At 64.1% G+C, this 14,739-nt stretch carries 8 protein-coding genes; 2 read left to right on the top strand and 6 right to left on the bottom strand.

What is annotated here, in order from left to right; genetic code table 11:
• Positions 1–354: 354 nt before the first annotated feature.
• Genes WMN78_RS16005 through WMN78_RS15995 form a run of 3 tightly spaced genes read right to left on the bottom strand, consistent with a single transcriptional unit; the run spans position 355 to position 7,905 of the window.
• On the bottom strand, positions 355–4,029 hold the full coding sequence (locus WMN78_RS16005) for a 1,4-alpha-glucan branching enzyme (RefSeq protein WP_340534718.1): 3,675 nt from the start codon (positions 4,027–4,029) through the stop codon (positions 355–357).
• A gap of 1 nt (position 4,030) precedes the next feature.
• Positions 4,031–5,827, bottom strand: coding sequence for a maltose alpha-D-glucosyltransferase (gene treS / locus WMN78_RS16000; protein ID WP_340534717.1), 1,797 nt, complete (start codon positions 5,825–5,827; stop codon positions 4,031–4,033).
• A 5-nt stretch (positions 5,828–5,832) separates the two neighbouring features.
• Positions 5,833–7,905, bottom strand: a complete 2,073-nt coding sequence (locus WMN78_RS15995) for an alpha-1,4-glucan--maltose-1-phosphate maltosyltransferase (protein WP_340534716.1) — start codon at positions 7,903–7,905, stop codon at positions 5,833–5,835.
• Between the two features lie 131 nt (positions 7,906–8,036).
• On the opposite strand from WMN78_RS15995, the gene glgP reads away from it, so the two are divergent.
• Positions 8,037–10,655, top strand: coding sequence for an alpha-glucan family phosphorylase (gene glgP, locus WMN78_RS15990; RefSeq protein WP_340534715.1), 2,619 nt, complete (start codon positions 8,037–8,039; stop codon positions 10,653–10,655).
• Positions 10,656–10,765: 110 nt separating this feature from the next.
• On the opposite strand, the gene WMN78_RS15985 is transcribed toward glgP, so the two are convergent.
• The 3 genes from WMN78_RS15985 to glgX are packed head-to-tail and all read right to left on the bottom strand — an operon-like array spanning position 10,766 to position 13,749.
• Entirely contained in the window at positions 10,766–11,122 is a 357-nt protein-coding gene (locus tag WMN78_RS15985) for a barstar family protein (protein WP_340534714.1), read from the bottom strand.
• An 8-nt stretch (positions 11,123–11,130) separates the two neighbouring features.
• Positions 11,131–11,613, bottom strand: a complete 483-nt coding sequence (locus WMN78_RS15980; protein ID WP_340534713.1) for a ribonuclease domain-containing protein — start codon at positions 11,611–11,613, stop codon at positions 11,131–11,133.
• A 21-nt stretch (positions 11,614–11,634) separates the two neighbouring features.
• On the bottom strand, positions 11,635–13,749 hold the full coding sequence (gene glgX, locus WMN78_RS15975; RefSeq protein ID WP_340534712.1) for a glycogen debranching protein GlgX: 2,115 nt from the start codon (positions 13,747–13,749) through the stop codon (positions 11,635–11,637).
• Positions 13,750–13,889: 140 nt separating this feature from the next.
• On the opposite strand from glgX, the gene WMN78_RS15970 reads away from it, so the two are divergent.
• Positions 13,890–14,687, top strand: coding sequence for a carbon-nitrogen hydrolase family protein (locus tag WMN78_RS15970; protein WP_340534711.1), 798 nt, complete (start codon positions 13,890–13,892; stop codon positions 14,685–14,687).
• Positions 14,688–14,739: the final 52 nt, after the last annotated feature.

Genomic DNA, 14,739 nt, shown 5'->3' with positions numbered 1-14,739 from the left:
ATCCACGGGGTGGACAAACCTGGCCAAAACAACCAATCAATAAAATAATTGGTATCAACAAACTTGGCACACTATTGAGTTCTCAAACAACAGACACACCCGGCACCACCACAACCTTAGCCGTGGATCGCTCCGGAGCAACTTTTCTAACTTACCCGCTTGCTTCACCCGAGTCAAATCGGCCATCCCGACTCACTGTGCCTGTGGCGATCTGTGATGTCTTTGCTGGCCAACTCCGGGGAGCAGCGCGGAAATAAACTCTACCACTACTTCGGCGGGGATACAAAGCGGCCCCTCCAGGACGTACAAAAGCCCGGAATCACAAGGATCCCGGGCTTTTGTACGCTTACCGCGTTAGGACGCCGGCTTGAAGAAGGCCGCACCCAGAGGAGGCAGCGTGACCGTCAGCGTGGCCGGCTGTCCGTCCTGCCCCTCGGCAGTGGCAGTGAGCGGACCCTCGTTCAGCACTCCCGACCCGCCGTAGCTGGAATGGTCCGTGTTGAGGACCTCCTGCCACGCGCCGGCTGCGGGCACGCCCATCGTGTAGCCCTGGTGAGGGCCGCCGGAGAAGTTGATAGCGCACACCAGCGGGTTGCCCTCGGTATCCCACCGGATGAAGGACAGGACGTTGCGGTCGGCGTCGCCCCCGTTGATCCACTGGAAGCCGCCCGGCTCGTTGTCCCGCTCATAGAGTGCGGGGGTCGATGCATACAGCTCGTTCAGTTCCTTGGTGAGCAGCTGGACGCCACGGTGTGCGGGGATATCCGCCAGATACCAGTCCAGGCCGTGCTGTTCGGACCATTCTGCTTCCTGACCAAATTCAGTACCCATGAAGATCAGCTGCTTGCCGGGGTGGGCCCACTGGTACGCCAGGAACGCGCGGAGGTTGGCCAGCTGCTGCCAGCGGTCCCCGGGCATTTTCCGGAGCATGGAACCCTTGCCGTGCACAACTTCGTCGTGGCTGATGGGAAGGAGGAAGTTCTCGGTAAAGGCGTACACCATCGAGAAGGTGACCGTTCCGTGGTGCCATTTGCGGTTTACGGGGTCCTCGGAGGCGTACTTGAGCGAGTCATGCATCCAGCCCATGTTCCACTTGAGGCCGAAGCCCAGGCCGCCGACGCTGGTCGGGGCGGTCACACCGGGGAAGGCTGTGGACTCTTCCGCGATCATCACCGCACCCGGGTGGGTCTTGTACACCGTGGCGTTGGCTTCCTGCAGGAACGAAATGGCCTCAAGGTTCTCGCGGCCGCCGTACCTGTTGGGCTGCCATTGCCCTTCTTCACGTGAATAGTCGAGGTACAGCATCGATGCCACGGCATCCACGCGAAGGCCGTCGATATGGAACTCGTCCAGCCAGTAGAGCGCGTTGGAGACCAGGAAGTTGCGGACTTCCGTCCGTCCGAAGTCGAAGATCAGCGTTCCCCAGTCCGGGTGCTCGCCAAGGTTCGGGTCGGCGTGCTCGTACAGTGCCTCTCCGTCGAACTGGGCCAGCGCCCAGCCATCCTTGGGGAAGTGCGCCGGCACCCAGTCAAGCAGGACCCCAATGCCTTCCTGGTGCAGGGCATCAACCAGGAACCGGAATTCGTCCGGGTGACCGAACCTGGACGTGGGTGCGAAATATGACGTCACCTGGTAGCCCCAGGAACCGCCGAAGGGGTGTTCTGCCACCGGCATGAATTCAACGTGGGTGAACCCGAGCCACTTGACGTACTCCACCAGTTCCTTGGCCAGTTCGCGGTAACCCAGTCCGAGTCGCCACGATCCAAGGTGGACCTCGTAGACGCTCATGGGCGAATTGTGCGGGTCCCGCGCAGCGCGGGCGGCCATCCACTCGTCGTCCTTGAAGGCATACGCCGACTCAACCACCCGCGATGCAGTGAGCGGCGGGACTTCGGTTCCGAAGGCCAGGGGATCGGCTTTTTCCACCCAGTACCCGGCTTTTGTCTTGATTTCAAACTTGTAGCACGCCCCTGCTAAAACACCGGGGATGAAGAGTTCCCAAACGCCGGATGAGCCCAGTGAACGCATCGAGTTCTCCCGGCCGTCCCAGGCGTTGAAGTCGCCCTTGACCCGGACAGCCTGGGCGTTCGGCGCCCACACTGAAAACGAGACGCCGTCGACGTCGCCGAGGGAGGACTTGTAGTGCTGAACGTGCGCGCCCAGCACTTCCCAGAGTTTCTCGTGGCGGCCTTCGCCGATCAGGTGCAGATCCACTTCCCCGACCGTGGGCAGGTAGTGGTAGGGATCGTCCGTGGCCTGCGGGGCCATGCCCTCGTAAGTCACTTCCAGCCGGTAGTCGGGAACATGGCCCGGCTGAAGGGGTTCCAGCACGGCCGCCCAGACGCCGTCGGCTTCATGCGTCATGGGTACCGAACCTGCCGCGGTCACCACTGACACGGCGGAAGCAAGGTGCTTGACTGTGCGGATGGTGACGTGGCCGTGGTCATCAAGATGCGCGCCAAGGACGGAGTGCGGGGCATGGTATTCGCCCGACGCCACCTTCGAAAGTGTCTCCGGGTCCACCTGAAGCGGTGCCCCGGGGCGGTCTGTACGTGCTGAGCCTGTCATTTTGTTACCTTCCGCTGCGGCTACGGCTGAAGCGCCGGAACCTTTACTGCTGAGGAGACGTCGTGAGGCATTCACCGGAATGTCCAGCCATCCGGGCCTGTTCCGCAACTCATAAACAACTTCATACAAAGCCTTGTCCAGCCACAATGCCACAAACAAGGGCGAGCCGCGGTCAATGGTTCCGGGCGTAATTTCGGCGTACCCCGCCAGGAACGCCTCTGCGCAGTCGTCCACCCAGGAATCGGGGACCTGGACGCCGGTCCGCTCGCGCTCGGCTGCTCCGGCGGCATAGTCAAAGGACCGCAGCATGCCGACGACGTCGCGAAGCGGCACGTCCGGAAAGTTGCGTTCCGCGATGGGCCGCAGCGGTTCGCCTTCGAAGTCCAGGATGGCCCAGCGTCCGGGCTCCCCCGCGGACCCCGGCACCTGCAGGATCTGACCCAGGTGGAGGTCGCCATGGATCCGCTGCAGCGCTCCGGCATTGCTGCCTTCCAGCTGGCTGAGCAAGCCTGCCAGGGCGTCGTCATACTGACCGACGGCGGGACCTGCTTCCGTCCAGGACTGCCGGACGCGCTGGGCTACCCCGGGTGCGATGTCCTTACCCGGCGCCGATTCCGCAGCGAGGCCCAGAGCCTCGGCCAGTCGCCGGTGCACTGTTGCGGTTGCCACGCCCAGGGCGTGGGCCTCGGCCGTGAAATCCGTGCCGGAACTTGCGGCATCCACGGCCAGCCGCCACGCGTCCCGGCCACCGGCCAGGAACTCGTGGGCGACGGCCAGTTCACCCTGAACGGTAAGCGGCTTGTCCCCTGCGCCGTCCAGCGGAGCCTGCCACTCCCCCGTGACCCAGCCGAGCGTGGCGGGCACTTCGGACGTCCTGGCCTGCGTGAGGGCAGCGCCGATCTCGACCTCGGGGTTCCGCCCTTCGGACAGCACGCGGAAGAACTTGACGATCGCCGCAGAGTCGCCGTCGTCCACTATCACCGAACTGTTTGACTGCTCACCGGAGAGAACCTTGACGGTTCCGGTCGCCTTGGGCAGGCGGTAGTCGGAGGGCACAAGGTGGCCAACGGCGTTACCTTCCGGGGAAGTGCCGCCGCTTCGCATCAGTTCAAGCCAGGCCGACACGAACACGGGGTCGTGGACGGCGTCGTAGATCCAGCGCCGCCCCAGGGCTGAGTCGCCGCCTTCGCCCACCAACGCCGTCTCCTTGCCTTGCAAGGGCTCAATCCGATAGCTGAGCGGCACCTGCACCACGTCGGTGCGGTTGCCGCCGTCGGCCGTGGCGTACGTGACCGCCGCGAGGAACACCTCAAGGCCCACCTCGCCGCTGCCGTCGTCAAGGCGCACGCCGCCGACGGCAGACAAGGTGAAGTCGCCCGTCTTGACGGGGAACCAGCGCTGGCGCGGGAGCCAGGCCCGGAGCAGTTCGGAAAGGGCGGGGTTGAGTGTGGATTGGGTCATTTCAGCCTTCGATGGACAGGACCGGGAGGGCCTGGGTGAACGGTGAGGCCGGGTTGGAAGCAGCCGAACGGATCCGGAGCCAGAAGAAATCGTGGCTGCCGAGGGTCAGCGTGAGCCGGCCGTCGTCGCCGATGGCCGGGAAAGGCTGGCCGCCGAAAACGTCCCGGAGGCCGCGGCCGGCGTACTGCGGAAGCCGCAAGGTGGTGGCTACCGGGTGCTGCGAAAGGTTGAACGCGCACAGGATCGATTCCGCGTCTTCACCCGCCGCATTGTCAGGGCCCAGTTCGCGCAGGTAGGCAAGGACGACGTCGTGATCCGCCTCGACGTGTTTGAAGGCACCCAGCCCGAAGGCGGGGTGGTTCTTCCGCACGCTGAGGATCTGCCGGGTCCACCGCAGCAGTGAACCTGAATGCGCTGCCTCGGCCTCCACATTGGCCATGCCGTAGTTGTACACCAGCGACTGGATGACCGGCAGGTAGAGCTTGCCCGGATCGGCGTGCGAGAAGCCCGCGTTGCGGTCCGGGTTCCACTGCATGGGTGTGCGGACGGCGTCGCGGTCCTCGAGCCAGATGTTGTCGCCCATGCCGATTTCATCGCCGTAGTACAGGAAGGGGCTCCCCGGCAGCGAAAGAAGCAGGGCGTTGATGAGTTCGATCTCGGACCTGGAATTGTCCAACAGCGGAGCCAGCCTGCGGCGGATGCCGATATTGGCGCGCATGCGGGGGTCCGGCGCGTACCAGCCGAGCATGGCCGCGCGTTCATCCGCCGTGACCATTTCCAGGGTGAGTTCATCATGGTTCCGCAGGAAGGTACCCCACTGGGCGCCTTCCGGAATGTCCGGCGTGTCCTTCATCGTCTCGATGATGGGCGCCGCCTTCTGGTCGCGCAGCGCGTAATAGAGCCGCGGCATGATGGGAAAGTGGAAGGCCATGTGGCATTCAGGTTCCTCTTCGGTCCCGAAGTACTCCACGACCTCGACCGGCGGCTGGTTAGCCTCGGCGATGATGACCCTGCCGGGGTAGTTGTCGTCCACCATTTTCCGGAGCTTGCGCAGGAAATCGTGGGTGGCCGGCAGGTTCTCGCAGTTGGTGCCTTCCTCCTCGTAGAGGTAGGGGATGGCGTCGGCGCGGAAACCGTCGATGCCCTGGTCCAGCCAGAACCGGACGACGTCAAAAAGAGCGTCGATGACCTTGGGGTTCTCAAAGTTCAGGTCAGGCTGGTGGCTGAAGAAGCGGTGCCAGAAGAACTGCCGCCGGATCGGGTCGAAGGTCCAGTTGGATTCCTCGGTGTCCACGAAGATGATGCGGGCGTCCTGGTACTTCTCGTCCGTGTCGCTCCAGACGTAGAAGTCGCCGAACGGTCCGTCGGGGTCCTTGCGGGACTCCTGGAACCACGGGTGCTGATCCGAGGTGTGGTTCAACGGCAGGTCGATGATCACCCGGACACCGCGGGCGTGGGCCTCTGCCACAAGCCGCTTGAAGTCGCTGATCGTGCCGAACTCGTCAAGGACGGAGTTGTAGTCCGAGATGTCGTAGCCGCCGTCACGGAGCGGTGACTGGAAGAACGGCGGCAGCCAGAGGCAGTCGACGCCCAGCCACTGGAGGTAGTCCAGCTTGTCGATGAGTCCGTGGAAGTCACCGGATCCGTCACCGTTTCCGTCGGCAAAGCCGCGGACCAGGACTTCGTAGAACACTGCTTTGCGGTACCACAGGGGATCGTGTTGCAGGCCAGGGGCGTTGAGCTCGAACGTGCCCTTCGGGGTGAAATGCTGGCTCGGGTTCTGCGGACTAAAACTCACGTATGCTACCTCCGGATGTTCAGGATGTGTGCCGGCTCCACGTGGGCGTCAAGCCGCACGTAGTTGTACTCGCCCCATTCCCAGCTCTCGCCGGTCAGCAAATCATCCACCCTGAAACCGCCGTTGTGCGTGAGGTCGGCCGGGTCGAGTTCAAGTGCGGCCAGATCCAGGGAAACGGTGCTCTCCCGGGTTCCGTGCGGATCGACGTTTACCACGATGATGAGGGTGTCCTTGGTCCCGTCGGGAAGCGTCTTGTGCTTCGAATAGACGATCGTGGCGTCATCGGTGCTGTGGTGCAGCGTCAGGTTCTGGAGGTCCCCCAGCGCCGGATGGTTATGGCGGATTTCATTGAGCCTGGTCAGGTACGGGGCGAGCGTCCGGCCGGATTCGGCCGCGGCGTCCCAGTCCCGGGCCTTGTATTCGAACTTCTCGTTATCGATGTATTCTTCGGCGCCGGGCCGGGCCACGTGCTCGTAGAGTTCGTAGCCGGCATACACGCCCCACAGCGGGCTGGCCGTTGCTGCGAGCGCGGCGCGGATCTTGAACGCGGAAGGGCCGCCGAACTGCAGGTACTCGGTAAGGATGTCCGGGGTGTTCACAAAGAAGTTCGGGCGGAAGTACGCCGGGGACTTCTGGCTGACCTCGGTAAAGTATTCTTCCAGTTCGGTCTTGGTGTTCCGCCACGTGAAGTACGTATACGACTGCTGGAATCCGGCCCGTCCCAGCGCATGCATCATGGCCGGCCGGGTGAAGGCCTCCGCGAGGAAGACCACCTCGGGGTGCTTCTTGTTGACCTTGGCGATCAGCCATTCCCAGAACCACACAGGCTTGGTGTGCGGGTTGTCCACCCGGAAGATCTTGACGCCGTGGCTCACCCAGAGCAGGACGATACGGAGGATTTCCTTGGACAGGCCCTCGGGGTCGTTGTCGAAGTTCAGCGGGAAGATGTCCTGGTACTTCTTCGGCGGGTTCTCGGCGTAAGCGATGCTGCCGTCCACCCGAGTGGTGAACCATTCCGGATTCGACGTTACCCAGGGATGGTCCGGAGCTGCCTGGAGCGCGAGGTCGAGGGCGACTTCGAGGCCCAGTTCCCGGGCCCGTGCCACGAATGCGTCGAAGTCTTCGAAGGTGCCAAGGTCCGGATGGATGGCGTCGTGTCCGCCCTCCTTGGCGCCGATGGCCCACGGCGAACCGGGATCGTGCGGCCCGGCAATCAGTGTGTTGTTGGGTCCCTTGCGGTGCTGGATGCCGATCGGGTGGATGGGCGGCATGTAGATGACGTCGAAGCCCATTCCCGCGACGGCGTCGAGCCGCTTGGCTGCCGTCTGGAACGTGCCTGACTGCCACTCGCCGGTGGTGTGGTTGCGGACCGCGCCTTCGGAACGGGGGAAGAACTCATACCAGGCACCGCGGCCAGCCAGATCTCGTTCTACGAGCAGGGGGAAGCGCTCCGATACGGTGACAAGTTCCCGGATGGGCTGGCGTTCGACGACGTCGGTCACCTCGGGTCCGAACCCGGCGGCGAGCCGCTCCTCCGGGGTCAGCGACGTGTCGGACAGCACCACAACGGCAGTGCGGAGTGTCCGCCGGTCGGAGGAGGGACGGGCCGGGTCTTCGGCTGCCTGCGACAGCAGTGCCGCACCTTCGGCAAGCATCAGTTCGACGTCGATGCCCGCCTCGACCTTGACCTCGGCGTTGTGGTGCCACGTCCCGTACCGGTCATGCCAGGCTTCGATGGCAAACGACCAGTTGCCGGTGCCAGTAGGCGTAACGACACCCTCCCACCGGTCGGTGCCCTTCCCTCGGTCGCCGCGGGGCGGCGCCAGCCGGACGCGCTGGCGTTCCTTGCCCTTGGGATCGAACAGCACCGCGCTGACTCCGAGCTGGTCGTGTCCTTCGCGGAATGCAGTCGCGCCGACTACAAGCCCTTCACCGGGTAGCGCCTTCGCGGGAAACCTACCTCCGTCCACCACGGGCTGCACGGCAGTGATCGGGAACCGGCCAAATTGCAGGCCTTCCGTGATCAGGGCCTTAGGCTTTTTGCTGGATCCGGCACGGGGTCGCGTATTAGTCGTCACGAACTCGACGTTATCGACAAATCCCCCATTTTGCTAAGGGGACTTCCGTTTTTTCCCCAGCAATCCGTCATTTACCTAAAAGAAACCTAAACCTGTTCCGACGGCCCATCTTGTCCGTTAGTGTGACGCAGGTGAAGGCTATCCGCAGATTTACCGTCCGAACTGTTCTCCCGGAATCCATCCGGCCGCTGGCCCGGCTGGCCACCAACCTGCGGTGGTCGTGGCACCGGCCCACCAGGGAACTTTTCGAGGGCCTCAACCCCAGAATTTGGGACGAGAGCGCACACGATCCCGTCACTTTCCTTGGCCTGGTGAGCCGCGAGGAACTCCAGCGGCTGGCCGCGGACCAGGACGTCGTCCGCCGCGTGCACGCCGCAGCCGAAGACCTGGACCGCTACCTGGAACAGCCCCGCTGGTACCAGAGCCTGGGCGACGACGCCCCGGCCTGCATTGCCTACTTCTCACCGGAATTCGGAATCACCGAAGTTTTGCCGCAGTATTCCGGCGGCCTGGGAATTTTGGCCGGCGACCACCTCAAGGCAGCATCGGACCTCGGCGTGCCGCTCATCGGCGTCGGTCTGCTTTACCAGGCCGGATACTTCAAGCAGTCCTTGTCCAGGGACGCCTGGCAGCAGGAGACGTACCCGGTTCTTGACCCGGACGGGCTTCCCCTGACGCTCCTGCGCGAAGAAACCCCCGACGGCAACGGCAAGCCGATCCAGATCTCGCTGCCGCTCCCCCACGGGCGCCGGCTGCTGGCACACATCTGGCGTGCCGACGTCGGGCGTGTCCCGCTGCTGCTGCTCGACTCGAACGTTCCGGGGAATGACGACGCCGCCCGGGGCATCACGGACCGCCTGTACGGCGGCGGCGGTGACCACCGCCTCCAGCAGGAGCTGCTGCTGGGGATGGGCGGCGTGAAGGCACTGCGCGTTTACCAGCGCCTCACGGGGTGCGCGGCGCCGGAGGTCTTCCACACCAACGAAGGCCACGCTGGTTTCCTCGGCGTGGAGCGCATCCAGGAACTCATGTCGGCTGACAGCCCGCTGAGCTGGGAAGAGGCCCTCGCGGCGGGGCGTGCCTCCACCGTATTTACCACGCACACTCCGGTACCGGCGGGCATCGACCGTTTCGAAGTGTCCCAGATCCAGCACTTCTTCGAGGCCGGGCTGGCTCCCGACGTTCCCGTGTCCCGGATCCTTGACCTCGGCCGGGAGAACTTTACGGACGGCAACCCTTCGGTCTTCAACATGGCCGTGATGGGGTTGCGCCTGGCTCAGCGCGCCAACGGTGTGGCCAAGCTCCATGGCGTGGTGTCCCGCGGGATGTTCTCGGCGCTCTGGCCGGGCTTCGACCATTCCGAAGTTCCCATCACCTCAGTGACCAACGGAGTGCACGTTCCCACCTGGGTGGACAGCCGCGTCTCCAAGCTGGCCCGCGAGCAGTTCGGTACCGAGGCCGAAGCCATGGGCCGCTGGGACCTTGCCTACAACGTCAGTGACGAGGACGTCTGGGCCCTCCGCCGCGAAATGCGCGTCTCCCTGGTGGAGGACGTCCGCAAGCGGCTGCGCGCGGCCTGGAAAAAGCGCGGGGCGGCCGATGCCGAGCTCGGCTGGACCGACTCCGTGCTGGACCCGGACATCCTCACCATCGGCTTTGCACGGCGCGTGCCCACGTACAAGCGGCTGACCCTGATGCTCCGGGAACCCGCCCGGCTCAAGGCCCTGCTGCTGCACGAAACCCACCCGATCCAGCTGGTCATTGCAGGCAAGTCCCACCCTGCTGACGATGCCGGCAAGAAGATGATCCAGGACCTGGTCCGGTTCACCGACGACCCCGAAGTACGGCACCGGATCGCATTCCTGCCCAACTACGACATCGCCATGGCACGCACCCTCTTCCCCGGATGCGACGTGTGGCTGAACAACCCGCTGCGCCCGCTCGAAGCCTGCGGAACGTCCGGCATGAAGGCGGCCATCAACGGTTCGCTGAACCTTTCGGTGCTGGACGGCTGGTGGGATGAGATGTACGACGGCGAAAACGGCTGGGCCATCCCCACGGCCAACAACAACGCCTCGCCCGAGGAACGGGACGACATCGAAGCCGCGGCCCTGTACGAGCTGCTCGAGACGCAGGTGGCGCCCCGCTTCTACGGACTCACCGTGTCCGACAGTGCCGGCGCCGCGGGACCCTCGAAGCCCGGCCCGCAGAAGGTGCCCACGCACTGGGTGTCGATGATCAAGCACACCATGGCGCACCTGGGTCCGGCTGTCTCGGCTGACCGGATGCTGCAGGACTACGTGAACATCCTCTACCGCCCCGCTGCGCTAGCCGGGCGGCGGGCCGTTGCGGACAACTTCGCCCAGTCCAGGTCCCTGGCGGCCTGGACGTCACAGATCCGTGCAGCGTGGCCCCACATCCAAGTGGAGCACGTCGACTCGGTGGGCGTGTCCGAGGACCCCCAGATCGGCGACACCCTCCAGGTGAACGCCTACATCGCACTGCACAACCTCGACCCGGACGACGTCGCTGTGGAGGTGGCGTTCGGCCGCGCCGAGGAAAGCGACGAACTGGCCGATGTGACAGTCGCGGATCTGGTGCCCAAGGAGGACCTGGGCAAGGGACGCTACCTGTTCAGCGGCTCACTGCTGATCGACCGTTCCGGGTCCTTCGGCTACACCGTCCGCGTTCTCCCGAAGCATTCGGCTCTCGCTTCGCGGGCGGAGCTTGGACTCATCGTCAACGCCTGACCCGCCGTCAAAACGCAACACTCCCCCCACCACCCGGTGAGGGGAGCGTTGAGTTTTTAAGTGCAAAATGAGAGAGCGTCCGGCTTTCGGCGGCAGGAAGTGAGAGGGCGTTAGAGGCAGACGGTGATCACGGACAGGTTCCTGCCCGCATAGCTCTCCGCGTCCTGGAGGATCTCACAGATGATGCCGAAGGAGCGGTCCGAACGAAAGACGGCCGGCACCTGCCAGATGAACGTCAGCGGTTCCTTGCCGTCGTCCGTGACCGTATCCGCGAAGTCGTGCAGCGAGTCATTGAGGGCATCGAGATTCACTCCGTAGTGTTCGGGGAAATCCAGGACTTCCCCGAACGTGTGGAGTACCTCTTTCTTGGTATCGGCGGCGGGGATTACCAGAACCCTGCGGCCGGCGTCGGACGCCTGCTCTCGAAGCTCATCGATGGTCCAGGTGTCAGCGGAGTAAATCTTCATTCGTGCCTCTATTGGCCTTCCAGGATCAGCAAAAACGATTCGTAGTGGTCGGGCGTATAGTACTTCTCGCCGCTCCCTCCCCCGACGATCCGGCGGGCGCCCCGGTCCGATTCCCCGGGGGTCCGGACCGTGAATTCCTTGTAGTAGCCGCCGGGTTTCCGGGGCAGCAGGCGCTCAAAGTTGCTGAAGACGGCGCCGTCACGCGAATACGGGTACGGTCCGCCGCGGGCAATCAGGGCCAGGGTCTCCCGTGCCTCCGGTGGAAGGCTGGATGCAGCGACCGCTTCAAGGCCTGATCCGGCAACCACGGAACCGGTCGCCGTCGTCGGACTCACCGGAGGGGAGGATGCCGCAGGGGCGGTCGCCGCCGTCGAGCTCGCCGAAACTCCGGGACTGACAGGGGCCTCCGGCGTGCCGGATAGCACTATGCCGAGACCGACCACCAGCACCAAAACCGCGGCCAGCGACAGAAGCCTAGCGATGCCCTTCATGCATTCCCCCTGTGCCGGACCCTACGTGCGGTAGATGCTGATGGTGTTGGACTGCACCACGTCACGTTCGCCGGCCGCCACCCGTACGCCCTGACGGCGGTCATGGAGTTCCGACGTGGTCAAGCGTAGTTCGAAGAGCCGCTTGCCCATGCCGTCGTCGTTGCTGACTTCGGGCAGGGTGACCTTGATGTCATGTGCGCTCCCGTTCACCACCACGAGTCCGTCCACCTGACCGTCGTCCGCGCCCAGCAGGAGCTGGACCACGCGGTGCTGCGGATCGTTCCAGCGGTCCATGGACATGGGTTTGCCGTGCTCGTCAAACCAGTGCAGATAGGCCTGCTTGTCCCGGGAGGGATAGTGGTGCGGCTGGCCCGCCAGGAATTCCTTTCGCAGCCGGATGACCCGCTTGGTACTGCGGAGCATGGCATGGGATTCGGGCGTGCTGGTCCAGTCCAGCCAGGTGATGTGGTTGTCCTGGCAGTAGGCATTGTTGTTGCCCTGTTGTGTACGGCCGATCTCGTCACCTGCAGTGATCATGGGAATGCCCATGGACACCATCAGGGTGGCCATCAGGTTACGGCGGGTCTGCGCCCGGATGGCCAGGATCTCCTCGTCTTCCGTCGGTCCCTCAAAGCCGTGGTTGTAGCTGCGGTTGTCGCCGTGGCCGTCGCGGTTCTGCTCGCCGTTGGCCTCGTTGTGTTTGCGGTCGTAGGACACGAGGTCAGCCAGTGTGAAACCGTCGTGCGACGTGAAGAAGTTGAGCGAGGCCATGCGGGATCGTCCCGATTCCGCAAATAGGCCGGCCGAGCCGGAGATGGAGTCCGCCAGCCGCGCCACCGAGCCCCCGTGGCCGCCTGCGTCGATCGCAGCCCGGTCAGCGAGCCAGAACGACCGCAGGGCATCACGGTAATGGTCATTCCAGTCAACCCAGCCCGGCGGGAAACGTCCGGTCTGCCAGCCGCCGTAGCCCACGTCCCACGGCTCGGCGATCAGCTTGACGGAGGACAGTACCGGGTCCGCGGCAATGGCCACGAGGAACGGGTGGTGCGGATCGAAGTCGTTCGCGGCGTTTCGGCACAGCGTGACCGCGAGGTCGAAACGGAAGCCGTCAATGTGGAACTCGTCCACCCAGTATCGGAGCGAGTCAAGGACCAGCTGGACCACGCGGGGGTGGCCGAAGTTAAGGCTGTTGCCGCAACCGGTGGTATCCACGTACCGGCCGTGGCCGTCGTTCCGGTAGTACTGCATCTCCCCCAGCCCGCGGAAGCTGAGCGTCTGGCCGTCCGGACCGCCTTCGGCCGTGTGGTTGTACACAACGTCCAGGATCACTTCCAGGCCCGCCGCGTGCAGAAGCTTGACCATGCCCTTGAATTCATCCTGCACGGCCTGCGGCCCGGCAGCCCTTGCGGCCTCGGTGGCATAGGCCGGATGGGGAGCAAAGAACGCCGCAGTGTTATAGCCCCAGTAATTGGTCATGCCCAGGTTCTGGAGGTGGGGCTCGTCCAAATGGAAATGGACGGGCAACAACTGGACCGATGTGATACCCAAGCCTGTGAGATGCTCAATCATCGCCGGGTGCGCCATGCCGGCATACGTGCCGCGGAGTTCTTCGGGAATGTCCGGATGCAGCATGCTCTGGCCACGGACGTGCGCTTCGTAAATGATGGTGTTGCGCCACGAAATGTGCGGATTGCGGTCCCCGCCCCAGTCGAATCCGCTGGACATGCGCACATTCGTGAGCAGCCCGTCGCGCTGATCCACGGCGCGGCCGTAGGGGTCCAGCAGCAGCGGCTGCTCGCCGTCGTCCTCGAAAGCCACGGTCGGCACTGACACCGGCAGTGCATCATCTTCAGGCGACGAACGGAGCCCGTAACGCGATCCCACGGGAAAACCGTCCACTATGCCGTGGTGGACGTCATTGGTGATGTTCGGCAGCGTTTTCAGTTGCCACGTACCGCCCGGCGCGCAGTAGGCGATTTCCAGCGTCGCCACGCCGGGAGCGTAGACCGCGACGTTGGCGCAGGCACCCTGGGGATCGTCCGTGGCAGGAGAGCCAGTGCGCGGCACGCTGATACCCAGTGGAAACGGCCGGGAGGCGTCCACCGTTGAAGCTGTGTCTAGGAGAGGCATAACCATTGCTTAAATATTAGCTGTGCCACACAAATGTCCGATATTCCGCGTTATGTGTCGGGAAATGGGCTGGCCTTGTTCAGCGTTGCATCCAAAGTTACATCGTGAGTTGCATACTGAACTGATACGCCAAGTTGGAGGTAATTGTGCGAGTTGCACTTGCTCAGGTAGTTACAGGCCGCGACCTTTCCGGGAATCTGGACATCGTGGAGAAATTCGCCCGCAATGCGAAAGAGGGCGGCGCTGAATTGGTGGTCTTCCCCGAAGCCACCATGCGCGCATTCGGCAATTCGCTCCTGGACATAGCCGAACCGCTGAACGGCCCCTGGGCCGCGCGGCTACGCGGGATCGCCACCGAACTGGGCATCGTGATCGTAGCGGGCATGTTCACCCCGGGGCTGGCCGGCAGGAAAGTGCGCAATACCCTCCTCGCCACTGGTCCGGGCGTGGAGGCGAGCTACGACAAAATCCACCTTTTCGATGCCTTTGGTTTTGCCGAATCAGACACGGTGGAGGCCGGAACTCGACCGGTGACGTTTGAACTGGGCGGCATCAGTTTCGGGCTGGCCACCTGCTACGACATCCGGTTCCCGGCATTGTTCACAGCCAACGCCGACCTGGGCGCCGAAGCCAACATTGTGTGTGCTTCCTGGGGGTCCGGGCCGGGGAAGGTCGATCAATGGCGTCTGTTGGCAAGGGCCCGTGCCGTGGACACCACGACGTATGTGCTCGCCTGCGGCCAGGGCGATCCGGCCACCGAAGGCATCGAAGCCAAGGGCTCCGCGCCCACCGGTGTGGGGCACTCCGCCGTCGTCTCCCCGTTTGGCGAGGTCATTGAGGAGCTCGACGGCGGCACTGGACTGCTGTTCGCCGACCTGGACCCCGCCGTCGTCAAGGACGCCCGGGCAAAGCTCCCCGTCCTGGCCAACCGGCACACGTTCTAGCTCCCCCGACGCTCTCTCACTTTTCGCAGCTTAAACAGCGACGCTCTCTCAC

The sequence above is a fragment of the Arthrobacter oryzae genome, from assembly GCF_037911235.1.
Classification (GTDB): Bacteria; Actinomycetota; Actinomycetes; order Actinomycetales; family Micrococcaceae; genus Arthrobacter; species Arthrobacter oryzae_E.
The sequence above is the reverse complement of the archived record's forward strand: the minus strand, read 5'-3'. Positions and strand labels throughout refer to the sequence as shown.

Excerpts from the sequence above, each read along its gene's own strand:
- WMN78_RS16005 (WP_340534718.1), bottom strand. The coding sequence starts at position 4,029 with ATGACCCAATCCACACTCAACCCCGCCCTTTCCGAACTGCTCCGGGCC.
- WMN78_RS15985 (WP_340534714.1), bottom strand. The coding sequence starts at position 11,122 with ATGAAGATTTACTCCGCTGACACCTGGACCATCGATGAGCTTCGAGAG.
- WMN78_RS15980 (WP_340534713.1), bottom strand. The coding sequence starts at position 11,613 with ATGAAGGGCATCGCTAGGCTTCTGTCGCTGGCCGCGGTTTTGGTGCTG.
- glgX (WP_340534712.1), bottom strand. The coding sequence starts at position 13,749 with ATGGTTATGCCTCTCCTAGACACAGCTTCAACGGTGGACGCCTCCCGG.